This window comes from Desulfogranum japonicum DSM 18378 (assembly GCF_000429945.1).
Taxonomy (GTDB): Bacteria; Desulfobacterota; Desulfobulbia; order Desulfobulbales; family Desulfobulbaceae; genus Desulfogranum; species Desulfogranum japonicum.
The window spans coordinates 126,281-148,817 of sequence record NZ_AUCV01000013.1; the positions used below are offsets into that span (position 1 = coordinate 126,281).

At 46.5% G+C, this 22,537-nt stretch carries 19 protein-coding genes; 12 read left to right on the forward strand and 7 right to left on the reverse strand.

Features of this window, described 5'->3' with window-relative positions; translation table 11 throughout:
• Positions 1 to 10: 10 nt before the first annotated feature.
• The 4 genes from G493_RS0108115 to G493_RS31955 all read right to left on the reverse strand — a co-directional run bounded on the left by G493_RS0108115 (position 11) and on the right by G493_RS31955 (position 5,167).
• Positions 11 to 2,008 carry a HAMP domain-containing methyl-accepting chemotaxis protein gene (locus G493_RS0108115; RefSeq protein ID WP_028579979.1) on the reverse strand — a complete coding sequence of 666 codons (1,998 nt, stop codon included), beginning with the start codon at positions 2,006 to 2,008 and terminating at the stop codon, positions 11 to 13.
• Between the two features lie 193 nt (positions 2,009 to 2,201).
• The gene (locus G493_RS0108120; RefSeq protein ID WP_028579980.1) at positions 2,202 to 2,687 is read right to left on the reverse strand and encodes a chemotaxis protein CheW; all 486 of its coding nucleotides are present in this window, start codon (positions 2,685 to 2,687) and stop codon (positions 2,202 to 2,204) included.
• A gap of 648 nt (positions 2,688 to 3,335) precedes the next feature.
• On the reverse strand, positions 3,336 to 4,694 hold the full coding sequence (locus G493_RS0108125) for an ArsB/NhaD family transporter (protein ID WP_051309129.1): 1,359 nt from the start codon (positions 4,692 to 4,694) through the stop codon (positions 3,336 to 3,338).
• A 2-nt stretch (positions 4,695 to 4,696) separates the two neighbouring features.
• On the reverse strand, positions 4,697 to 5,167 hold the full coding sequence (locus G493_RS31955; protein WP_028579982.1) for a CBS domain-containing protein: 471 nt from the start codon (positions 5,165 to 5,167) through the stop codon (positions 4,697 to 4,699).
• Positions 5,168 to 5,657: 490 nt separating this feature from the next.
• On the opposite strand from G493_RS31955, the gene G493_RS0108135 reads away from it, so the two are divergent.
• The 8 genes from G493_RS0108135 to G493_RS0108170 all read left to right on the forward strand — a co-directional run bounded on the left by G493_RS0108135 (position 5,658) and on the right by G493_RS0108170 (position 13,639).
• Positions 5,658 to 6,680 (forward strand): transglutaminase-like domain-containing protein, encoded by a 1,023-nt coding sequence (locus tag G493_RS0108135; RefSeq protein ID WP_028579983.1) that lies wholly within the window; start codon positions 5,658 to 5,660, stop codon positions 6,678 to 6,680.
• A 569-nt stretch (positions 6,681 to 7,249) separates the two neighbouring features.
• On the forward strand, positions 7,250 to 8,062 hold the full coding sequence (locus tag G493_RS0108140; RefSeq protein ID WP_028579984.1) for a 4Fe-4S binding protein: 813 nt from the start codon (positions 7,250 to 7,252) through the stop codon (positions 8,060 to 8,062).
• 80 nt (positions 8,063 to 8,142) lie between these two features.
• Positions 8,143 to 8,472 carry a hypothetical protein gene (locus tag G493_RS28400; RefSeq protein WP_035273965.1) on the forward strand — a complete coding sequence of 110 codons (330 nt, stop codon included), beginning with the start codon at positions 8,143 to 8,145 and terminating at the stop codon, positions 8,470 to 8,472.
• A 393-nt stretch (positions 8,473 to 8,865) separates the two neighbouring features.
• A complete protein-coding gene (locus G493_RS33360) occupies positions 8,866 to 9,036 on the forward strand; it encodes a hypothetical protein (RefSeq protein ID WP_153306453.1) in 171 nt (56 codons plus the stop codon).
• 671 nt (positions 9,037 to 9,707) lie between these two features.
• Positions 9,708 to 10,673, forward strand: a complete 966-nt coding sequence (speB, locus tag G493_RS0108155) for an agmatinase (RefSeq protein WP_028579985.1) — start codon at positions 9,708 to 9,710, stop codon at positions 10,671 to 10,673.
• A gap of 85 nt (positions 10,674 to 10,758) precedes the next feature.
• Positions 10,759 to 11,757 carry a TRAP transporter substrate-binding protein DctP gene (gene dctP / locus G493_RS0108160; protein WP_028579986.1) on the forward strand — a complete coding sequence of 333 codons (999 nt, stop codon included), beginning with the start codon at positions 10,759 to 10,761 and terminating at the stop codon, positions 11,755 to 11,757.
• A 56-nt stretch (positions 11,758 to 11,813) separates the two neighbouring features.
• Positions 11,814 to 12,329: a TRAP transporter small permease subunit gene (locus tag G493_RS0108165; protein WP_051309130.1), complete on the forward strand. Its 516-nt coding sequence runs from the start codon at positions 11,814 to 11,816 to the stop codon at positions 12,327 to 12,329.
• Positions 12,326 to 13,639 (forward strand): TRAP transporter large permease, encoded by a 1,314-nt coding sequence (locus tag G493_RS0108170; protein ID WP_028579988.1) that lies wholly within the window; start codon positions 12,326 to 12,328, stop codon positions 13,637 to 13,639. Before G493_RS0108165 ends, G493_RS0108170 begins: the two co-directional genes overlap by 4 nt.
• Positions 13,640 to 13,677: 38 nt before the next feature.
• Here G493_RS0108170 and G493_RS28405 read toward each other — a convergent pair whose 3' ends face one another.
• Positions 13,678 to 14,583, reverse strand: coding sequence for a LysR substrate-binding domain-containing protein (locus G493_RS28405; protein WP_051309132.1), 906 nt, complete (start codon positions 14,581 to 14,583; stop codon positions 13,678 to 13,680).
• A gap of 424 nt (positions 14,584 to 15,007) precedes the next feature.
• Positions 15,008 to 16,810: a BCCT family transporter gene (locus G493_RS0108185; protein WP_028579989.1), complete on the reverse strand. Its 1,803-nt coding sequence runs from the start codon at positions 16,808 to 16,810 to the stop codon at positions 15,008 to 15,010.
• A 450-nt stretch (positions 16,811 to 17,260) separates the two neighbouring features.
• On the opposite strand from G493_RS0108185, the gene G493_RS28410 reads away from it, so the two are divergent.
• The 4 genes from G493_RS28410 to rocF all read left to right on the forward strand — a co-directional run bounded on the left by G493_RS28410 (position 17,261) and on the right by rocF (position 22,054).
• Positions 17,261 to 18,517: a PQQ-dependent sugar dehydrogenase gene (locus G493_RS28410; RefSeq protein WP_051309133.1), complete on the forward strand. Its 1,257-nt coding sequence runs from the start codon at positions 17,261 to 17,263 to the stop codon at positions 18,515 to 18,517.
• Between the two features lie 294 nt (positions 18,518 to 18,811).
• A complete protein-coding gene (locus G493_RS28415; RefSeq protein ID WP_051309134.1) occupies positions 18,812 to 20,035 on the forward strand; it encodes a cytochrome c3 family protein in 1,224 nt (407 codons plus the stop codon).
• A gap of 31 nt (positions 20,036 to 20,066) precedes the next feature.
• The gene (locus tag G493_RS0108200) at positions 20,067 to 21,164 is read left to right on the forward strand and encodes a putative NPN-dependent ornithine cyclodeaminase (RefSeq protein WP_028579990.1); all 1,098 of its coding nucleotides are present in this window, start codon (positions 20,067 to 20,069) and stop codon (positions 21,162 to 21,164) included.
• Positions 21,161 to 22,054 carry an arginase gene (rocF, locus tag G493_RS0108205; protein WP_028579991.1) on the forward strand — a complete coding sequence of 298 codons (894 nt, stop codon included), beginning with the start codon at positions 21,161 to 21,163 and terminating at the stop codon, positions 22,052 to 22,054. Before G493_RS0108200 ends, rocF begins: the two co-directional genes overlap by 4 nt.
• A gap of 114 nt (positions 22,055 to 22,168) precedes the next feature.
• Here rocF and G493_RS0108210 read toward each other — a convergent pair.
• Positions 22,169 to 22,537 (reverse strand): TolC family protein (locus G493_RS0108210; RefSeq protein ID WP_028579992.1); only part of this gene is annotated, 369 nt, incomplete at its 5' end.

Consider the following 22,537-nt stretch of genomic DNA (forward strand, 5'->3'; position numbering starts at 1 on the left):
TACAGGTAAATTAAAATCGTTCAAATTCGTCATCAAGACCATCATCCCCATCCAAATCAAGATTCAGACCGCCTTGTGATGTTACTTCTTTTTTGCTCTCTTGACGCGATGGAGACGGTAAGCGCCCTTGTTTGTGACTTTTGTGTACCTTGCGAATCTTCTTTGGCTGGAGGCGGCCACTCTCCTCGACTTTAAAAAAGCTCATCGTATCCAGCAATTGTTCAGCCTGGGCAGACAGTTCTTCCGCTGTCGAAGCCATCTCTTCAGAAGCGGATGCATTCTGCTGAATAACCTGATCAAGCTGGCTGATAGCCTTGTTAACCTGCTCTGCCCCTGTATCCTGCTCTTTACTTGCCGCAGCAATCTCCTGAACCAAATCCGCAGTTCGCTGGATATCCGGCACCATCTTGGCGAGCATCTCACCAGCTTGCTCCGCTACCTCAACACTACTGCTCGACAACTCACTGATTTCAGTAGCAGCACTTTGACTGCGTTCTGCCAATTTACGAACTTCTGCAGCTACGACGGCAAATCCTTTTCCGGCTTCACCTGCACGTGCTGCCTCGATCGCGGCATTCAATGCTAACAGATTTGTTTGACGGGCTATTTCTTCAATAATTGATATTTTATCGGCGATATCTTTCATCGCAGACACAGTTTGGGCAACGGCCTGTCCACCGTTTTTGGCATCTTCAGCACTCATTACAGCAATTTTTTCCGTCTGTATGGCATTATCGGCATTTTGGCGTATATTTGCGGCCATCTCTTCCATGGAGCTTGATGCCTCTTCTGCTGCAGCAGCCTGTTCCGTTGCTCCCTGGCTCATTTCTTCAGAACTTGAAGAAAGTTCCTGACTTCCGGACGCCACATTATCTGCCGCACTTTTCACCTGGACGACCACTGATCGCAGTTGATCCACCATCTTTTTAACTGAACCGTATACGGAATTCTTAATTTTATCGTCACTGTCCATTTCCATGGTCAGATCACCTGCAGCAAGAGCAAGCATTGTCTCTTCTATTACGGCAGGATCACGGCCAAGCTGGGACATTACTCCACGGATAATAAAAAAGGTTATTCCCATCCCCAATATAATGGCAACAACCGCCAGTATGGATATCATTCGTACAGCACTGCTGTTAGCTGCCTGCAAGACAGGCCCCAGTTCCTCCTGATCTGCTTTTACACTCAAATTGACATCTTCAACGGCTTTGGCAATCTGCGGCCCTAGCACCTCAAGGGTATCACGGGTAATGGCATTTCTCTGAAAAATAGCGGCTACCAACTTATCAAATGCTTCGAGATACGTATCAATAGTCCGCTGGGTTTCATTGAGCAACCTTCGCCTCTCCTCATTTTGCAGTTCAGATGACAAAGTATTCAAAGCCTCCTGCATGGTCTTGAATTCTTTTTTCACCCGGTCGACATCTTCCTGGTGGTTGGCGTCCATGAATTTCATGACATAGAGACGTCCAAGCAACAAATTTCTCATTGCCAGGCTAGCATGATACGCGGCAAGCATATCATCGTCTTCTTTTGCGGAACGCAGGATGGATGTCAGCTCCTTTTCAGCCTGTGGACCTTGAATATTCAAGACGGCAAAATATTCGTTCCGTTTTTTTTGCAACTGTTCCATCTCCAGAAAGGCCTTGTTATACTGCTGGAGCATTTCATCCGCCTGATTCACCAGTTTAGCTCGCTCAGGATTGTGAACTTCTTCCTGGGCTGTGGCAAGAAAACCAGAAGCCTTTTCCATATACTCATTGAACTGCTCCTTATCCTTCTCACTACTGGTGATCAAAAAATCTTTTACGTTCATCCGCACCATCAAAACATTGGCCTGCACTCTTCCTGACAAATTTGTGTCTCTGGCCAATTCTCGATAATCCTCAAAACCACTGGCTGCACCTGTAAGAGCTCTATATCCAAGGAAAGCAACTGTTACCAAGAGTATCAACACGATGCCGAATCCAAATATCAGTTTCTTGGCAAGGGATACATTCTTCATCCATAACCTCCTTGATGTCTTTCAACATTTTTTTATCTTGTTAACCCGAATTCCTCACGAGTGCATACTACTGCAACGACAAAGTGCCGGGTTTAAATCTGTGGTAGACCAGAGTATGTCCATTTTTGCAATGTTCGTTCAAGAGCTGGTAAACGAGCAACGAGAAAACAGATCATCTACGAGCTGGCAGGAATTAGAAGACAGCCTGTTGTACAGTTATCAATTCTTCAGATGAAAACAGCTTGTCAATATCGAGAAGAATTACAAACTCATCATCCTTTTTTCCCATTCCTTTAATAAAAGCAGCATTCACCCTGCTTCCAAGCTTTGGGGGTGGGGCGATTTGATCATGTTCAAGTTCGAGAACTTCTCGTACGGAGTCAGCCAAAGCTCCGAATAATACAGCCTCGCTACCAATTATTATTTCAACAATGATAATACAGGTATCAACGCTTTTTTCAGTTTGCTGTCCATGGAACCTGGTGTTCAGATCTATGACCGGCACGACATTGCCGCGTAGATTTATGACACCTCGAACATAGGAAGGGGTTTGCGGTACTCGGGTAACAGAAGTAAAGGCAAGCACTTCTCTAACGGTTGATATGGAAAGTCCGTAAACTTCACCATCCAATAGAAAAGTGAGGTACTGATTGCTACTGACGTTATCAGCTTCCTGCATAGCTTATCTCCCGGTGTTCAACGTTTTACCTGAACGTATGGGTAGCTCAAAACAATAGCTCTTATATACCCAAAAGAAGGACATCCACATATATACGAGGCGGTATATATCTGAAAACAATACGGCTCCTTTTGTCTTGAGCTACCAACTACTCTTCACGAACACGGCCTGGCGAGGAGATAACAGGTCACTTTAAACCTGGATTACAGCCAATGTACTTTGTTATTTATCAAAGTGTTTCACAGGCTTGAGACGGTAAGATGATAAAAAGAAATACACGCCAAGCTATCTCTTACTCCCACGACATTATCACTACACGTACTGTTGGTTCGAATCAGAGCATTTATACAGCCTCGACTCTACCAAAGTAGTAAGCATTTGAGGCTGTTCGGTACAACAACGTGATTAAGACAGATCAGTCTTTCTTTATAAGCTTGCCACAAAATAAAAACGAAGTCTAATCTGCAGATTAAAAAAAAATGTTTTTTCCTCGTGCCTGTCAGTAAATGGAACTTTCCGTTCGAAACAAGTCTGGGAGGAACGATAATCCGAGAAGACCAAGCATCAACAGGCACTCAATTTGAGGCAATATTTGCCTGCATACTCAATTACAGAAAGCGGGACGACACAACGATGAAGACATCAACTTTAAAAAACATAGTAGCGCAACCAGATATAGATCGTACTTAAGAATACAGTAAGCAGTGTAACAGGAATACCATAGGCTAAGAAACGTCTAAAACTTATACGATACCCTGCTTTTTCTGCTGCACCCAAAACAATAACGTTTGCTGAAGCCCCTATAGGAGAACCGTTTCCACCAAGACATGCACCCAAAGCAAGAGACCACCAGACAGGTAATAATTCAGGATGCTGCAAGAGAGCGACCCCTGAAGCGTCGGGCCATAATTCCTGCGCCATATCAACAACCAGTGGTGTCATGGTGGCGACATAGGGAATATTATCCACCACAGCGGAAGCAACGCTGGAAAACCAGAGAATCAACATGGAAGTCTGAAACAGGTCGCCGTGGGTAAGACTTAAAATGCAAGAAGACATCAACGTAATGACACCAACTTTTACCAGCCCGCCAACCATGACAAACAAGCCGATGAAAAAGAAAATAACCGACCATTCTATTTCAGCGAGGATCTTTTGCGGATCATTATTTTTGGAAAGCAGAAGTAGCAACCCTGCTCCAAATAACGCCACAGTAGCCGGTTCATAGTTCAACTTTCCGTGCAGGATAAAGCCAACCAATACCACCCCCAGGACTGTGAGCGATTTAACCAGCATGGGAACGTCCTGAATAGCTTCCCGCTCATCCATAGCCATAATGCGTTGTTTGAATTCGTCCTGTGTAGTCAGACGTGAGCGAAAAAAGAACCGGATCAAAACAAGAAAAACTATCATCATGATAATGACAACCGGTGCCAGGTGAACCAGAAAATCAAGGAAATCCATCCGGGCTTTTGATCCGATCATAATATTTGGTGGATCTCCGATAAGGGTAGCTGTTCCTCCAATGTTGGAGCTAAGAGCCTCAATGATCAAAAACGGAATTGGATCGACTCTCAACGCTTCAGCCACCAGTAGTGTTACAGGCGCTATCAGCAGTACCGTGGTCACGTTATCAAGCAGTGCAGAAAGAATTGCCGTAATAATGGAAAAAATAACAAGAATACGCACAGGCTCACCGCGTCCCAGCTTGGCACTGCGAATAGCAACATATTCAAAAATCCCCGTTGGACGCATGAGTGAAATGGTAATCATCATGCCAACGAGCAGAAAAATGACATTCCAGTCAACTCCATATTCCTCCAGATGAAATGCCTCGTGTTGATCAAGCACTTTCAGCACGAGCATGAAAGAGGCTCCTGCAAGAGCCACGATGGTCTTATGGATCTTTTCGGAAATAATGAAAAATAATGCTATCAGAAAAGTTGATAATGCCACCCAGAAAGTGAGGTCAGGATGAAACGAATCGGGGATAAGCACGCCATGCATGGTTATTTCTCCACAGGACAGGTTACACGGGATATGTAATCATAGATATCATAAATATGCACTATCCCAAGAACATGGCCTTCACTATCCAGCACCGGTAACCGCTGCAGATGTTTGCTTATCATAAGTTTAGCACAGTGCATCAGCGAGTCATTTGCCTGCACAGTGACCAGGTTTGTTGACATGATCTGCTGTACCTGAATCTGCTTCACCTGCTCTGCCCTTTCCTTGAGCATTCCCTGCCAGCTGAATTCGCTCAGGTTATCACTCAAATATTCGGGAATCATTGCTCTTATGATATCCTTAATGGAAAGAATACCCAGGGCTTTCTTCTCTGCATTTACAATAACCACACCGTTGGTTGGCATGGGGCTGTCTGTTTCTTTATCCATGGCACACATGGCATCCAGTACGGATTGCTCGGGACTGAGGGCTACATGTTTAACAGGTTGCATGATGTCTTTGGCAAGCACGCAGGGCCTCCATAAAATTTATAGGATTGGGTAACGTCATTGAACTCCGAAGAAAAAACTTCTGCCAAGGCTCCAGGAATCTACGCAGTTCCCGCCTGCCGCCTTTCGTTCATATCTCCACAACAGGTAAAGGGTATAAGGCAGATATCCGGTAACTGAATGCTACAAAACAGCATATGCCTATCACCTGTTTTTCGCAATCCCAGAGTGCATCTCGGCCTGCACTATAATGAGTCTCTTTCCATAAACAAAAGAGATCGCCAAAACATTGGTTTCCACGTTGCATATTCAATTGATCTTGCCTATATTTTGCATTGTAAATTGCCAATAATTTTCACACCAATCATTATGTTCCAAGAGCCTGTCGGAGAATTACCATTTTTTCTCAGATTAAGACTCTTTCAGAAAACTCAGCACGTCATGCAGCAGGTTTCAACGAGCGTGTTCGAGTTTTTCAACAGCCAGCTGGAAAAACGAGGAAAAGTATTTTATGCGAATATTTCACATTGTTCTTATCCTGATCCTGTTCACAGTACCCGCTTATGGGCAGACAACTACAGCCACAAGCAGCGGGACCATCACCATGGATTTTGATCTCTCAGCTCATGGTACTGACAAAAATACGGAACTATGGATTCCCTACCCTCTTTCAGACGAACATCAACAGATTACAGACATTCGTCTCTCTGGGAATTACATAAAATCAGCCGTCTACAGCGACCAAAAATATTCAACACCAATGCTTTACGCAAAATGGAATTCTGACACTGCAGGCAGAAAGCTGTCTCTCAGCTTCCATGTAACCAGGGAAGAAGTTATCCGCCGGGACTTTCCAGAACAGGAGGCTGCCTGGAATCCAGCAGATTACAGCATGTACCTGCAACCAACGTCTTTGGGCCCCATTGACGGAGTGGTCAAACAACTGGCCGAGGATATAACCAAAGATAAAAAAGGTACACTTGCCAAGGCAAAGGCAGTGTATGACTGGATCATAGAAAACATGCACAGAGACCCTGAAACACGAGGATGTGGCCCAGGAGACGTCTGTCTACTGCTCACCAAACCTGGAGGAAAATGCACGGATATCCACTCGGTCTTTGTGGCCCTCTGCCGTACAGCCGGAGTACCGGCACGTGAGGTATTCGGCATCAGGCAGGGTAAAAAATCCACTCAGGATATCACAACCTGGCAACATTGCTGGGCGGAATTCTATTTGCCTGGATACGGATGGGTGCCGGTTGACCCTGCCGATGTCCTCAAAATGATGCTGGTGCATAACTTGAAGCTGGATGATGCTCAAACCAAGCAATATCGAGAATATTACTGGGGAGCCTGGGATCAATACAGGGTAAAACTCGCAGTGGGAAGGGATATTGTGCTCAATCCTGTCCAGGTCGGACCTCCTTTAAACACCTTTGGTTATCCTTATGCTGAAATTAATGGAGAATATGTGGATTGGCTTGATCCAGAACATTTCCAGTACACTTTTACTTTTGTCAAAGACAGCGAGTAATACGAAGCGCTGTAAATAAAGAATGTATCCACTCTGCTTTTCTTAAAACACTGCAGATTCGCCAAGTAAAGCCCGGTCTGGAACTCTATTCTACGCCGGGCTTTTTGCATCAGACATTCAGGGGGGCTCGATATGGTTTATAGCAGCAGACATGTATTTCACTTTATGGTTTACATGCGAATAAACCATTTCAAGTAACACACAAAAACCGCGCTTTTGAACACCACGTTCATGGTAAAGACTTCGTCTGGTTGCCTATACGGTTCGCCTTATTCCGGAACAAGAAGCGTGAACAGATGCCTTAAGGGTCACGGGAAAAAATACATTATCCAATCTTGCTTGTCTCTCAACTCGGTAACATCGTCGCGTCAATGGCTCCATACGGCCAATATGGAACCATTGACGCTATGACGTTACCAAACCGATATCCTACGCAATTTTTGGATATATATTATTTTCCGCGACCCTAAACACACCATACAGGGACACCCTGCGCTGGCAACGGCACTGGCAAGCACCGAGCCCCGGTTATAAACAGCATACTGTACTGGCACAGACAGGAGGAATGAATGAAAGTTAACCAGGTAAAACTCGTCTATTTTTCACCCACCGGAACGACTCAAAAAGTAATGGAGAGTATAGCCAAAGGACTGGCTATTAAAAATGTCAAACACATTAACCTAACACTTCCAGCAGAAAGCTCACAAATTTATCCTGTATTTTCTGATGAACTTGTCATTATGGGTGCGCCTGTTTACGGCGGACGTATTCCAGTTGATGCTATCAAACGATTCAGTCAGCTAAAAGCAAACGATACCTTAGTAATTCCCGTAGTGGTATACGGTAACCGTGCCTTTGAAGATGCACTGTTGGAACTGAACAACCTTGCCCTTGAGCTGGGTTTTCGTCCCATCGCTGGGGGTGCTTTTATTGGTGAGCACTCTTTTGCAACAAAGAGTATCACCATTGCAAATGGTCGTCCGGATAGTCTGGATGTACAAAAAGCGATAGCTTTTGGCGCAAAAATCAAAACCAAGGTATCTGACCTGCAACCATCTGATCTTCAGATAGATTTGGAGCTTCCTGGCAGTTTCCCATATGAAGCTGACGGAGTACGGAAATTGGCAGTTTCGCCTATCACAAAAAAAGATATATGCACTGTTTGCGGCACTTGTGCCAGTGTATGCCCCACCGCAGCCATTTCAGTAGAAGAAAAAGTAACAACTCAAACAAGCTTATGTATCCGTTGCTGCGCCTGCATTAAAACTTGTCCGGAAAAGGCAAGAATAATGGCAGACGAAACATGGACGAATATTGCCAACTGGTTGCAAGAGAATTGCAGTACTCGAAAAGAACCTCAGGTTTTTGGAGTTGAGATGTGAATATTTAGTAAATTCCGTACGTGGAGTTCGCGACTTTGGTTCGCGTTATCCAAAAGATTACTCTTTGCAAGAAAGATCAAATGGGAAAAAAAGTAATACCGGATGAAATAAGAGAAGAGGTTATAGGCATTGTAGAAAGGTACAATCAAGAAGAATTAAACTCGATCCCCTGCTATTTTATTGTAAGGTTTAAAGGAAAATTTCTTTATCTTGATAGATCCGTTCATGGCAAAACAAGCCCCATATGCCGTTTAAAGTATCAAGAGGATTTTGATGACTGGGATTTTGCCATTTATAAATGGAGTTCGAAATCATATGATTCTGAAGATTTTTTGTTTGATGGAAGCCAATATGTTGATGGGACCATTGCGGGGGCGATAAAAGCTGGCATGCATGCGTATCCGGTATAATCCCGTAGCCTGAGGAGAGAACCATTTCTCCTTAGGCTTCCCACCACCTCCAGGTAAGCGCGCTTGCACCAAACGGTTCCCATGAGCTAAATCCCCCATCCAGCAGTGCAGATACTCTGCAAGCATGCGCTTGGACCTTGCCTTAGGCCTTATCAAAGTGGGAAGCAGAAATCACTTTTATTTTGGGGGGAGCAGCGTGAAAGAAGATTAATATCCATGCTCTTTCGCATAGAGCCATTAACCATTAAGGCTCTGAATTACGCTACAAGGCCGGTCGGAAATGGAATATGACCGTAGGTACCATCACAAAATCAACGATACGCCTATGGATAACCGGCTATCAACCGCTGCAATAGCGGATCTCAACCTGGCAAAAAAACCACATAACCTACTATGGCGGCATCGTTTGCAACAGTCGTCACCTTCGAAGAATACAACCGCTCTGCCCTGCACCCCACACCGGCAGGTTGGCTCACTGCCGCCTCCGGACAACCTTCCCCTTTTAGACAACAGAACCTTTCCACTGATTCAATCTACATGGAACAGCGAGCTGGAAGTGTGTAACTGACCACAGACTCCACAGAGTCTCCCGATGACCGCTTATCTCTTTGCAGGATCGCGTTTTCCCGCATAGATAGCCAGCCTGAGTCTCCGCTTATCTGCGGAAAACCGCGCCAGCATAAATCAAAAGCAATTTTAACTAGTTACAACTCAGAACTAATAAAAATACCAGTACTGTTACCCCTGTGACCAGTTACGGAAGTGTGAGTTTATTTTGCGCAAACTGCAAAATATCCTCGCTTGCCCTGAATACATTTTCACGCTATTACAAAAAAAGAAAGAGACATATTTGTCATGTTTTTTCTTTTTCCTGCGACGCGATAAAACAAAATCGCAAGGGAAGTTGCCAGGCAATCCTAGAAGTCTGTCGGACTTTTTACAGGTAAAGCTGCTAACGTGCTGATCTTACCAATGTGTTCTTTGCAGCACAATAGTTGCTTTTTGTATTAATTCCAATAAGTACGAAAGCATGCATTTGTAAATGTTTTAAACCCGACAGGCTCCTAGCGACATAAAACGGCTTTGTGATTTCACAAACCTGAAAAGAGCAAACGAAAAACAATTGAAACATGCAGCAACAGCCGTTCCGACACTTTTAGCCCTGAACGAACACAGCTACATGTTTCAATTGCAAAACTTCGGCAGCAGATAACCAGCAAAAAGGAATCCGTTCTATGAAGACAATCCTACATCAACCTTTAGGGGCCAACGTGTCACCGAAATTCGGTGGCCCTACAACGTTTATGCGCCTCCCCTCTTTCCCTGACGCTCAGGATCTTGATGCGTGTTTATACGGTATCCCCATGGACTGGGGGACATCGGCGCGCCCAGGTACGCGTTTCGGACCGCGCCAGATAAGGGCGGAGTCAACCCAGATTCGACCCTACAACATGGGTACCGGCGTCAGTCCCTTTGCTGTCCTTTCAATCGCCGATATTAGTGACGTCCCTGTCAATCCCTACAGTCTTATTCGTTCGATCGAGACAATAGAGCAATTCATCACAGACAAAATTCTTCGCTACGATTGCCTGCCAATAGGTATGGGCGGCGACCACACCGTCCTTCTGCCGATCCTTCGGGCCATTGCCAAGAAACATGGCCCGGTCGCACTTATCCATGTCGACGCCCATGCTGATACCAATGACACCATGCTCGGTGAAAAAATTGCCCATGGGACGCCGGTACGCAGGGCAGTCGAGGAGAATTTGATAGATACTTCCTGCTCATTTCAGATAGGGCTCCGTGGCTCCGGATACGCTGCCGACGACTTCGACTGGTCGCGACAGCAAGGTATTCGCGTGGTTACAGCCGAAGACTGCTGGCACAAGTCCCTGACCCCGCTCATGGCTGACGTGCGTAGCGCAATTGGGCAAAAGCCGGCATACCTGACATTCGACATAGACAGCCTAGACCCGGCCTATGCTCCCGGTACCGGCACGCTGGAGATGGGAGGACTTACCGCAGTCCAGGCGCTCGAGATCCTGCGGGGCTGCCGAGGGCTTCATCTTGTCGGAGGCGATTGTGTCGAAGTTTCCCCACCATACGACGCTCACGGTATGACAGCGACCATCGCAGCCAATATTCTTTTTGAAATGCTTTGCGCGATTCCGCAGACCCCGAAGGCAAAAAGAACTCCATGAGAGAGTTATTTTCGGATACTGGCAACAGTGATCTGATTGTGTAATAACCACCACCCAAAACTGCACTATCACAAGGAGAAGCCCAATGAAAAACTTGAGACGCGCCGCATGCCTGACGTTACTTGTCACCATCCTGATGAGCTGGACAATGGCATTTGCCGCCGATAAAGTCTACCGGATGCGCCTGCAGAGCTATTACCCCCAGAGCATGTTGAGTGGCGCTGAAAATTTCGCCCAGCTCGCCAAAACGATGAGTAATGGACGGCTTGAAATCACTGTTTTCCCTGGCGGAACCCTCGCTTCCCCGGACAATATTCTCAAATCGGTCAAAACCGGAATGATTGATATTGGTCAGGGGAGCGGTTCATACTATTCCGAGCTGATTATCGGCAACACGGAAATCGGCCTCCCCATGGCATGGAGAAACTCATCGGAGGCTAGATTCCTGTATAGAGGCCTTGGCTTTGAAAACCTTCTGATCAGTGAGTATGAAAAGCAGGGCGTCCATTATCTCGGTTCTGCTCCGGCAGCCACCTACCACATTCTCACCAAGGAGCCTGCCAGCTCCATAGAAGATTTGAAAGAAATGAAAATCCGAGCCATTGGCGGAGCTGCGAAAATGCTCAACAAGGTCGGGGTTGCCACTGTCAATATCAAATCAAGCGAAATGTATCTCGCTATCACCACCGGCGCGATCGACGGTATTCTGTTCGGCGGGGCCATGGACTACAAGAGCATGAAGCTCAATGAGGTGGCCGGATATTATAATGCTACACCCATTGTTGATCCGATCATGGATTCCTTCATCATTAACCCCAAGGTCTGGGCGAGCCTGCCTGCAGACTTGCAGACCATTCTCGAGTGTGCCGCATTGAGAGCCGGCCTTGAGTATTACGACAACATTCAGAAGGATGAGTACCTGCTTCGCGATGAAGCATTCAAGGGAATTACCAACTTCTCCGCTGAAGATATCGCCCTGCTCGAGAAAGCGGCCCTGGAAGTCTGGGACGAAGAGGCTACCAGATCGCCTGAAGTAAAGAAAGCGGTCGACCTGCTTAAGCAGATGAACAGTCTGGTAAAATAGAGCCTGTAATACTGCCTGGAATACTACCAAGCCTACAGACAAGACGGAGTAATGCTGTGAAAAACACCCTGAAAATAACAGTCAGGATCATTGACCGAATGAGCCTGCTGTCGGCCAACCTGTTATCGATGCTGTTGCTGCTGATGATATTCATTGTGATGTATGAGGTGATCGCGCGCTACCTTTTTAACAGCCCAACCTCATGGGCCCTTGAAGCCGTAACAATGGTTTTCGGTACATACATGATCGGAGGTGGAGCCTACGCCGTCTTGTCTAAAGCCCATGTCAACATGGATATTTTTTATACCCGCTGGTCGAAAAAAAACAGAGCCATAGTGGATGCCTGTACCTTCCCGCTTGTCGCATTCTATTTCAGCGTGATGACCTGGCTCGCAATCCGTTACGCCGTAGAATCCTTTACCATCGCCGAACATGCACCGTCGGTCTGGGGACCTCCCATATACCATTGGAAAATCATTCTTGCCGTCGGCCTTGCTCTGCTCTGGCTCCAATTAATCAGCGATTTTATCAAGAATCTCACTTTTGCCTTAACTGGAGAACGATGGTCATGAGTCCTTTTGCCGTTACCGCCATCATGTTTGTCAGCATGCTCCTGCTGATGGTCACCGGGATCCCCATCTCTTTCTGCCTTGGGATAGTGGGTCTTTGCACAACTGTTTTTCTCTGGGGCCCGTCATCCATCGACCTTGTCTATTTTACCTTGTGGAACGTGGCCAACAATTTTATTCTCATCGCCGTTCCGCTATTTATCTTCATGGGATACATTCTGCACCAATCGGGGATAGCGAAAGATCTCTTTGACAGCGTCTACCTTTGGTCCGGCAGGGTACGCGGTGGGCTGGGCATCGGCACGGTCGCTATATGCGCAATCATGGCGGCGATGGTAGGGATAAGCGGAGCCGCTACCATTTCCATGGGAGTCATTGCCGTTCCCGCAATGCTAGAAAAGAAGTATGATAAGAAAATTGCCATTGGCCTGGTCCAGGCCGGGGGGGCACTGGGTTTTCTCATCCCTCCAAGCATGATGATGATCATGTATGCCTTCTTGTCAGGAGAGTCAGTCGGCAGGCTTTTTGCCGGTGGTGTCGTTCCGGGACTGATGCTGGCTGCTTTCTACATGTCTTACATCGGTATCCGCTGCTTTTTACAGCCCAACATGGGGCCAGCCATTCCGGTCAACGAGCGCGCCAACCTGAAAGAAAAATTCATATCGCTCAAGGGATTGATTCTACCTGCTATCCTCATCCTTTCCGTTCTCGGCTGCATATTTTTCGGTATTACTTCTCCCACGGAAGCCGCCGCTGTCGGTGCAACAGGAGCATTGATCTGCGCAGCGGTCCGCGGTACACTCACCTGGCAGATGGTGAAGGACTCTGCACTGAGAACCCTGAACATTTCTAGCTTTACCGCATTCATCATCATCGGGGCCGTGGTATTCAGCACTGTGTATACCGGACTGGGTGCAACCCAAATGATCCAGGCAACCATTACCGGGCTTGATGTGAGTCCCTGGATAATCATCATCTGCATGCAATTGAGTTTTTTCGTTCTCGGCATGTTTCTGGACGACCTTGCCATTTTGTTCCTCTGCATGCCAATATACATTCCCATAATCAAAGCGCTGGGCTTTGATCCGGTTTGGTTTGCCGTCCTTTATGTGGTAAACATGCAGATGGCATATATAACACCACCGTACGGCATAAATCTCTTCTATATGAAGTCGATTGCTCCAAAAGACGTGACCATGAGCGACATCTATGCCTCTGTTATCCCCTTTGTCATCATCCAGTTCTTTGCATTGGCCCTGTTCTTGTATTTTCCCCAGATTATTCTCTGGCTGCCCAACATCCTTTTCAATTAAGGATCATGAAACACTGTGGGAAATGACACCAGAAAAAGTCACAGTTGGCACCACTTTTTGAATGCCGTTTGCACCATATTTTCCAGTGCCTTGGCAGCCGGGGCCATCTTACCCTCTGCCGGAGCGACAAGATAGTACGGGTACGGCATTGGCACAACATGCTCAAACAATCGCACCAGCCGTCCGGACTGCACATCATTTTTGCCAAGAATGGAATCGATGATGGCTACTCCATACCCCTCAAGCGCTCCGGTCATGGCCAGATGAGCCTTGCTGAGAAAAAGGCCGGGCGGCGTGGCGCTGAGCTGTACCCCGGCAGAAGTAAACCATCGGGTCCAGAAGGTTCCATCATCTTCATGCAACAGAGTGAACCGCAGCAGATCCTCAGGAGCAGTAATCTCCTGACCTGTTGCCAGCAATGACGGACTCGCCACTGGAAAAAGGTTGGCATAAGCCACTGTGACAATACGCCAGCCGGGTAGCTCCTTCGGTTCGCCATAACAGATGGCAAGATCTAACTTTTGCTCAAGACTGGTGAGTTGCGCAGCAGTTGTCAGGTGAAGCTGTAGGTGAGGATACTCTTCCACCAGTTGACCCAACGCAGGGACAAGCCATGTCAAAGCCAGGGATGGGGCACATGAAATATGCATTTCCCCTGCAGTTTCCGTATCCACCAGGTCGGCAGTTACACGATCGAGATCATCGAATACAGCGGAAATCGTTTTATAAAGACGAACTCCCTCACGAGTTAAGGTCAGAGGTTTTGTTGTTCGATTAAAAAGAGTTACCCCTAGAACTCTTTCCAGGGATCTAATCTGGTGACTGACCGCACTGTAGGTCACGCACAATTCCTCAGCGGCATTTTTCAGATGCAGATGTCGAGCAACTGCCTCGAAAAAACGAAAGGTATTCAATGGAATATCGGTAAGTCGTCTTTTGGTCATCGGGTGAATATGCGAGGGTGAGAAGTAACTACTTGCTCAGCGAAGGACTGAAAAACAGCCTTCCCATAGGTAACCGTTGCATCAAGCAGAAAACGATACCCGCTCGCTAAGCTTGGAGCAAGATTTTTTGCACCACTCAGACACATTATCTCTCAATCCTCCTGATGCCAAACTATTGCATCGAATCCGGCATACAATACATAATTTTTCCGCATCACTATGGCTATCCGATTACCAGAGCAAGGCGAGAATAGTTGATGCGACCCTAAAATCATATTCAGTAATTGAACGAATCACACAAAATGAATAGAATACTTTGTTCAGAAGGCCTACAAGGCATTTGGAGGAGAAAGTAGCCTCTTATATCTTGAAAAATACAAGGGCCCCGTTACGTTGAGGCCCCTGTGAAATCAACTTACCGAATTTATTCACTTGCCTTTTCTTTCTCGCCATTTAATTCATCGTGCATGGAAGCTATGGCTTCTGCAAGGCGATGCTCTTCTTCAATCACCTGCAATTTATTTTCAACCGCCTCTTCCACATAGAGCTCTTGAGCCAGCCCTATATACAGAGAATACACACCCAACAAAAGCACCACGGTAAAAGGCAACCCTGTTGTAACAGAAGCAGTCTGTAAAGTACTCAATCCTCCTCCAAGGAGTAGTACTGCGGCAATCACACCTTCCATAACAGCCCAGAAAATACGTTGTGGAATCGGAGAATCCAACTTCCCTCCAGAGGTAAGATGATCCACAACCAATGAGCCGGAATCGGAAGAGGTAACAAAAAACACGGTTACCAACACAATACCAATAATGGAGAGAAAAGAAGTTGCCGGAAAATGCTTGAGCATTTCAAACATTGCAGTAGAGACATCTGATTTCACAGCTGCTACAATGTCTGCGCTACCATTTCCTTGCAAAAACAGGGCAGAACCACCAAATACAGACATCCAGACAAAAGAGAGCAAGGTAGGAATAATCATAACCCCGAGAATGAATTCTCTTACGGTTCGTCCTTTGGAGATTCTGGCTATAAACATACCTACAAATGGAGACCAGGATATCCACCAGGCCCAATAAAATACAGTCCAACTTCCTTGCCAATTGGTATCCCGAAAAGTTTCTGTCCACAGGCTGAGTTGTGCCAGCTTTTCAATATAAAAACCAAGATTTTGTGTAAAACCGCTTAGAATATAGACTGTTGGCCCGGCAACAAGCAAAAAGAGCATAAATAGAGCGGCTAAACCCATATTCCATTCACTGAGCCTTTTGACTCCACGATCAAGACCGGCAATAACCGAGATGGTTGCAATAGCTGTAATAACAGCAATCAGAATGACCTGTATCTCAGTATTAATACTTACATTAAACAGGTAATTTAGCCCGGCATTAACCTGTTTCACCCCAAGTCCCAGTGACGTGGCCAGCCCCATCAGTGTTGCAAGAACCGAGAGTACGTCAATCAGGTTACCCCAGAACCCATATATGTGGTTACCGAGAATAGGATAGAAAATTGAGCGAATGGTCAGAGGCAAGCCACGGTTATAGGCAAAAAAAGCCAGCCCCAATGCAACAATAGAGTAGATGGCCCATGGATGAAGCCCCCAGTGATAATAGGTTACCCCCATTGCAGCCTGGGCCGCCTCTGGAGTCTGCGGCAGTACTCCAGTAAACAGTGGAGAAGGAGAATCATAATGATACATGGGCTCTCCCACACTCCAGAACATGAGCCCAATTCCCATTCCTGCGCTGAGCAGCATGGCATACCAGGCAGGGGTTGAAAATTCAGGTTTTGCCTTACTTCCCCCAATACGAATGTGCCCGTACTTACTGATGGCAAAAAATACGGCCGCACCAATAAAAATATTGGCTGATAGAATAAAGAACCAGCCAAAAGAGGCTGTGGTCCAAGCCAACGCCTGGGAGCAGATAGCTGCTGCCTGATCCTTGAATTGCAAGGTTAAAAGAATAAAGATAGATAAGGTCAGCACAGAAATTATGGTGACCTGCGGGTGAATATCAAAGCCAAGAGCACGCCAATTATTTTCCCCTGGCTCCTGCGCTCCTGCTTCGTCAAAAAATGATGCAGTTGGGCGAATTTGTAGCCCACGGAACTGTTCACGTTCCTTAATCGCCTTTTCTCGGGCTTTTTTTTCTGCTTTTTTAAGTTTTGCTGCCAGTTTACCTTTTGATTCAGACTCCGGTTCCGGAGTATGCTGATTCACAAAAAAACCTCCTTCTATTGTTATTTGAGCGGATTTCAGAGTTTACGGAAAACTACATCAGGCCGTGCAAACGAGGTGTCCCTGGGGATTTTTCTGTAATGGTTAAAATAGCCGGATACGGCTTTTTACCCGTCCCCACCTGATTTGATGTATATTTCCGGATAACAGGGCATTCAGTTTCCCAACAAAGTATGCTTCAACCACAAACCCCACGCCCATATTTAAAACGCACAAAGGACAAAATCTTATCTAATAAAACCAACGCGTTTTTGCAACTCGGCTCTCTATTTTTAAAGAATGGGCTCAATAACCAGCAGTACAAGCTACAACAAAAAACTGTACCACACCGTGACTATTAGCAACCCAGAAAATATTGACAATACCACGACATGCCTTACAAATATCGATATTGAGAATCACTCTTTTTAACGCTGATTATAAGGTGATTTTATGCTTTCTCGCCATCTGCTCCATATCTTCACCAGTGTTTGCCTTGTGCTTTCAGGTATCATCCTGTACAGGGGAGAATCTTTTGCTCAGCTACTCACAATCTCCGGAAAAAGCGTTAATCTGCAAGTTCCTGAAGGATTGACCGTTGAATTCATAGCTCCACTTGAGCGACCGCGGTTTCTGACCCAGGGACCACAAAATGAACTGTTGATAGGCTCACGCACAGGAACCATTTACCGGAGTGCTCCCCCATACAGCAACGTATCAGTACTGGTTACCATGAACGGCTACATTCACAGCGTAGCCTATAGGGACGGTATACTGTATGCTGCCGAAACCGCAGGCGTTTGGTATGCTCACTACAACGAACTCAGCACTACACTTACCAGCAATGATTTTTCCCTTCTCACAGCGCTTCCATCTGCAACAGGTGGCCATTCAAGCCGTACCATCATAGTTGGGCCAGATAACAATCTCTATATTGGACTGGGTATAAGCGACAATTGCTCCAATGAATATCTTTCCAATACCTATGACTTCGAACATCGCCGTGGAGGTGTATTTCGCCTTGATGAATCAGGCAGCTCATCAATACTGGTGCCCTACTCTTCCGGTCTGCGTAACCCCATTGGCCTTGCCTTCCACCCGATTACAGAACAGCTCTATGCAACAAATGCCGGCCCGGATAATCTGGGATTTTATCAACCACCTGAAGTTTTTGCCCAACTGACCAATAATTCCTTTCACGGAATGCCTTGGTACCAGTATTACAACGAAGCATTCAGAGACGGTCAGTGTACGACCTCCACTCCACCTCGTCCAGCCTCTGAGGCAACTCCACCTGCTGCTTTATTTGCGGCCAGGTCAACGCCTCAAGGTATTGCTTTTATCACAGGTTTTTCCCTTGGCACAGCCCGGAATGGTGATGCTGTTGTGGCCATACACGGTTCATGGGCTGTACCGGATGGAGGTGATGCCAGCCAACGCCGCCCTCCCCTCCTGGCAACGGTTCACTTTAACAATAACCAGCCCTTCTCAGTGAACAGCCTTGTTACAGGTTTTCAACGCAACGATGGTTCACGCTTTGCCCGTCCATCAGGTGTATTGTTTGCCAATGACAATAATCTCTATTTCACCAGTGATGGTGGTGATGTTACAGGTCTGTTCCGCATCCGTCGAATCGTGTCGGAGGCTGAAAATCGGAGAACAGGATCTGTTGTTCCAGCACTTACACTCTTGCTCAGCCGGCAGCCATAGACAGAAGAAATAATCATCCACAACCCCCCCCCCAGAGTCTTGATACAAGTGTCTATCTCAACACATGTACCGAACAAATACTCTCTCCAATGGCTATACGAGTAGCTAATTATCTGCTATAAAATAAATATATACCTATTTTTCAGTTTTTTTTGGTAAACCAATCAGAGCCAGATCAGACTCCAGCTACATCCTCGATCTCTCTATTGTTACAACAATGTGCAATAATGAGAAATCGGGGTTTAGGTCAAAATCTTCTCTGTAATACCAGGCAAATCTGCTAACGGAGGACTTATGAAATACGTACTTTTTACCTGTTGCGCTTTTTCCCTCTTGTTTGCACATCAACCAGCTCCAGGAGCTGAATACAAAATACTAGCCTGGAACGATCTAGGCATGCATTGCTACAACAGCTCGTTCAGAGACCTTGCCGTGTTGCCCCCATATAACACTTTGTGGGCTCAAGTCATTCGTGTCGGTAATCCACCTCAGATAGTAACTGGTGGGATTACAGTTACCTACAGTTTTCCAGATAATACCTACTCTGTTGGCAAATCTGATTTCTGGCAGTATGAAAATAAACTCTTTGGGGTAAATCTAGCTGCTAATATCGGCCTTACAGGAAAAGGGCTTTCAGGGAGAATGGATCTTCATGGCGACCACTTTGTAGCGGAAGGAATACCATTGACAGAGTACAGGGATAGTGCTCCAACGATTGCATATCCCTACCAAATTGCACAAATAGTGGTCAGGAATAGCACGACCAATGCCGTATTGGCTACTCTACAAACTGTTGCCCCGGTATCTTCAGAAATGCACTGTGACAGATGCCACTATGATGGAGGTGTTGAAAATATTGCAACCGGTAGAGTTGAAACCAATATATTAACCCTGCATGACAAAGAAAATGACGATGAGTATGCAACACCACTTATGCAGCAACGACCTGTACTTTGTGCAAAATGCCATGCATCAAATGCGCTTGGCACCTCAGGGATAGCAGGATTACCCAATCTTTCCAATGCAATTCATGATGCGCACAAAGACAAAGTTCCCCAAACGATGGACGGCTGCTATTTCTGCCATCCAGGCCCAAATACCAAATGTTTACGGGGAGTGATGGCCACCAGACATGGCATGGATTGTATAGATTGCCATGGCAACATGGAGCGGGTTGCAAAAAATACATCTCCATGGCTTAACGAACCCCGTTGCGATTCTGCAGCATGTCATGGGACGGGATATGCCCAATCAGCACCTCTATACAGAATGTCCAAGGGACACGGAGGTATATATTGCGCCGGTTGTCATGATAGCCCCCACGCCATCGCCCCGAGCAGGGAATCCAATGATTCACTGAAATTCATAACCCTGCAAAATCGCACAGGAAGCCTGAGCAATTGTCTTGTTTGTCATGCCTCACTTCCAAATAGAACAGGACCACACGGAGTTGCCCCTAGAGGGTATCCTTTATCACCAGGGATCTATCTGCCACTTTTAAACAAAGAAACACCATGAATATTCGCTCCCACCATATCTTGAGGCCATTATGACATTTGAACTGTCTTATACAGCCCCGAATTTTGCCGAAGATCATTTTGCCAACGCACCTGCGGCATTACTCAAGCCAGCACCAGCAGATGGAATTGCACCAGAGAGGTATCATGCCACTTCCAACTTTCCAGAATATGTCAAACTGGCATCTGGGGAATGGAAGCTTGCCCGGGAAAGCAGGATGGATGCCGTACTTGTGCTCAAAGACACTGAACTTGAGGTAAAGGAAGCTCGCAGACTTAAAAAAGGAGATCAAGTGGTCCTGGGAAGGACAGAAAATGGTGAGGAAGGCATATATGTCCACGCCCAATGCTTCACGATACAAACAGCTACCCAGGATAAATTCAGTTTCCGGTCGCGTGGAACACGGGAGACCCCTTTCTCCCATTCTTATGACAACCTTTACGAGATACTCAAACATGACCGTAAATCTGGATATATCGTATGGGTACTTGGACCGGCGGTCGCTTTTGACAAAGACAGTAGAATAGCAATGCAGTGGTTAATTGAAAACGGATATTGTCATGCTCTTATGGCCGGCAATGCCCTTGCCACCCATGATCTCGAGGCATCCTGTTTTGGAACTGGCCTTGGCCAGAACATCTACACCCAGGAGTTGCAACCGCTTGGCCATTACAATCATCTTGATGTACTTAATGAGGTTCGAAAAGCGGGCTCAATTGCAAAAGCCATCCAAAACATGAGCATCACAAATGGTATAATGTATGCCTGTGAGACCAATAACATTCCCTATGTTCTTGCCGGTTCCATACGCGATGACGGCCCCATGCCAGAGATAATCAGCAATGTCTATGATTCCCAGGATCGTATGCGTGAGCATGCACGCAAGGCAACAACTGTTATTACCATGGCCACTCAGCTCCATTCCATAGCCTTTGGCAACATGACTCCAAACTACAAAGTGTTGGAAGACGGCACCATCAGGCCTGTCTTTTTTTATATTGTGGACATGTCTGAATTCAGCGCCGATAAACTGGCCAATCGCGGTTCTGCTCAGGCACAGGCCATCCTGACCAATGTCCAGGATTTTATCGTCAATCTCAGGAATCACCTCAAACAAAATCTGTCATGAATGAAAAAAAGATTCGCATTATAGGTATTCCAATGGACCTGGGCCAAAATCTACGTGGAGTGGATATGGGCCCCAGTGCAATTCGGTACGCCGGACTTAATGGCGCACTCACCCGTCTGGGATATACCGTATATGACAGTGGCAATATAGAGATTCCAGGGGTTTACTGCCTAAAAAAAAGTGGCTTTAACGAACGCCTGAAACATATTGCCCAGGCATGTGACACAGCCTATATCATGGGAAAAACGGCTGTGGAGCAAGGAGAAGTTCCGATTTTTCTCGGTGGGGATCACAGCGCCACCATTGGTACCATTGGCGGAGTAACCCATAATCAACCTGTGGGGATAATCTGGATAGATGCTCACGGTGACTTTAACACACCGGAAACATCGTCCAGCTGCAATATACACGGAATGGGACTGGCTGTTCTCTTAGGAAGGGGGCCCAAACAACTTGTCAATTTAGGTAGAACAGGCCCGAAAATCTCGTCGGATCAGGTGGTGCTGATTGGTGTACGAGATTTGGACAGTGAAGAGAAACAACTGCTCATGCAATCAGGTATAACCATCTTTACCATGCGTGATATAGACGAAATAGGTATGCATGGTGTACTGACAAGAACTCTAGCCAAATTTAAATACCAACCGCGTATTCATGTCAGTTTTGATATGGATGTGATGGACCCCATGGAAGCGCCGGGCGTAGGCACTCCGTCCCGAGGGGGATTAACCTATAGAGAAGGACAGCTGATCATGGAAACAATCGCAGATACTGGCAAATTATTTTCACTGGATATCATGGAAATCAATCCTATCCTGGATGTGGGTAACCGATCAGGAGAAATGGCTGTATCCCTTGCAGCCTCCCTTTTCGGCAAATCAATTATGTAACCCTCTATACCTCAGACTCGTTCCTGTGCAAAGAGCTTCCATTTGCAGTTCAATGCAAAAGCCCCTCAAACCGATTGAGGGGCTTTTCTGTATACACCTGAAAAGATGCAAGACCTACAATTGTCCGCCACCAAGTACCTTATACAGGCTGACCAGGTTGGAGAGGTACGCCTGCTTGACGGTTACAGCCCCCTGCTGGGCAGAAAACAGGGAACGTTGCGAGTCAAGCACTGTAAGAAAGTCATCAATCCCACTGTCGTAGCGTGCTGACGACAACTCATAGGCCTGGCCGGTGGCCTTGACCAGGGCATTCTGTGCATCCAGCTGCGCCTGGTAGGTACCACGGGCTGCCAACTGATCGGCGACCTCCTGAAAAGCTGTCTGAATTGCCTGTTCATATTGCGCGGCTGCAATCTTCTCATTGATCTCTGCCACTTCCAAGCTGGCCTTGAGTTTTCCCCTGTTAAAAATCGGAATGGACAG

Bases quoted from the DNA above. Each gene is read 5' to 3' on its own strand.
- G493_RS0108115 (WP_028579979.1), bottom strand. From the start codon at position 2,008: ATGAAGAATGTATCCCTTGCCAAGAAACTGATATTTGGATTCGGCATC.
- G493_RS0108120 (WP_028579980.1), bottom strand. From the start codon at position 2,687: ATGCAGGAAGCTGATAACGTCAGTAGCAATCAGTACCTCACTTTTCTA.
- G493_RS0108125 (WP_051309129.1), bottom strand. From the start codon at position 4,694: ATGCATGGCGTGCTTATCCCCGATTCGTTTCATCCTGACCTCACTTTC.
- G493_RS0108135 (WP_028579983.1), top strand. From the start codon at position 5,658: ATGCGAATATTTCACATTGTTCTTATCCTGATCCTGTTCACAGTACCC.
- G493_RS0108140 (WP_028579984.1), top strand. From the start codon at position 7,250: ATGAAAGTTAACCAGGTAAAACTCGTCTATTTTTCACCCACCGGAACG.
- G493_RS28400 (WP_035273965.1), top strand. From the start codon at position 8,143: ATGGGAAAAAAAGTAATACCGGATGAAATAAGAGAAGAGGTTATAGGC.
- G493_RS33360 (WP_153306453.1), top strand. From the start codon at position 8,866: ATGGCGGCATCGTTTGCAACAGTCGTCACCTTCGAAGAATACAACCGC.
- speB (WP_028579985.1), top strand. From the start codon at position 9,708: ATGAAGACAATCCTACATCAACCTTTAGGGGCCAACGTGTCACCGAAA.
- dctP (WP_028579986.1), top strand. From the start codon at position 10,759: ATGAAAAACTTGAGACGCGCCGCATGCCTGACGTTACTTGTCACCATC.
- G493_RS0108170 (WP_028579988.1), top strand. From the start codon at position 12,326: ATGAGTCCTTTTGCCGTTACCGCCATCATGTTTGTCAGCATGCTCCTG.
- G493_RS28405 (WP_051309132.1), bottom strand. From the start codon at position 14,583: ATGACCAAAAGACGACTTACCGATATTCCATTGAATACCTTTCGTTTT.
- G493_RS28410 (WP_051309133.1), top strand. From the start codon at position 17,261: ATGCTTTCTCGCCATCTGCTCCATATCTTCACCAGTGTTTGCCTTGTG.
- G493_RS28415 (WP_051309134.1), top strand. From the start codon at position 18,812: ATGAAATACGTACTTTTTACCTGTTGCGCTTTTTCCCTCTTGTTTGCA.
- G493_RS0108200 (WP_028579990.1), top strand. From the start codon at position 20,067: ATGACATTTGAACTGTCTTATACAGCCCCGAATTTTGCCGAAGATCAT.
- rocF (WP_028579991.1), top strand. From the start codon at position 21,161: ATGAATGAAAAAAAGATTCGCATTATAGGTATTCCAATGGACCTGGGC.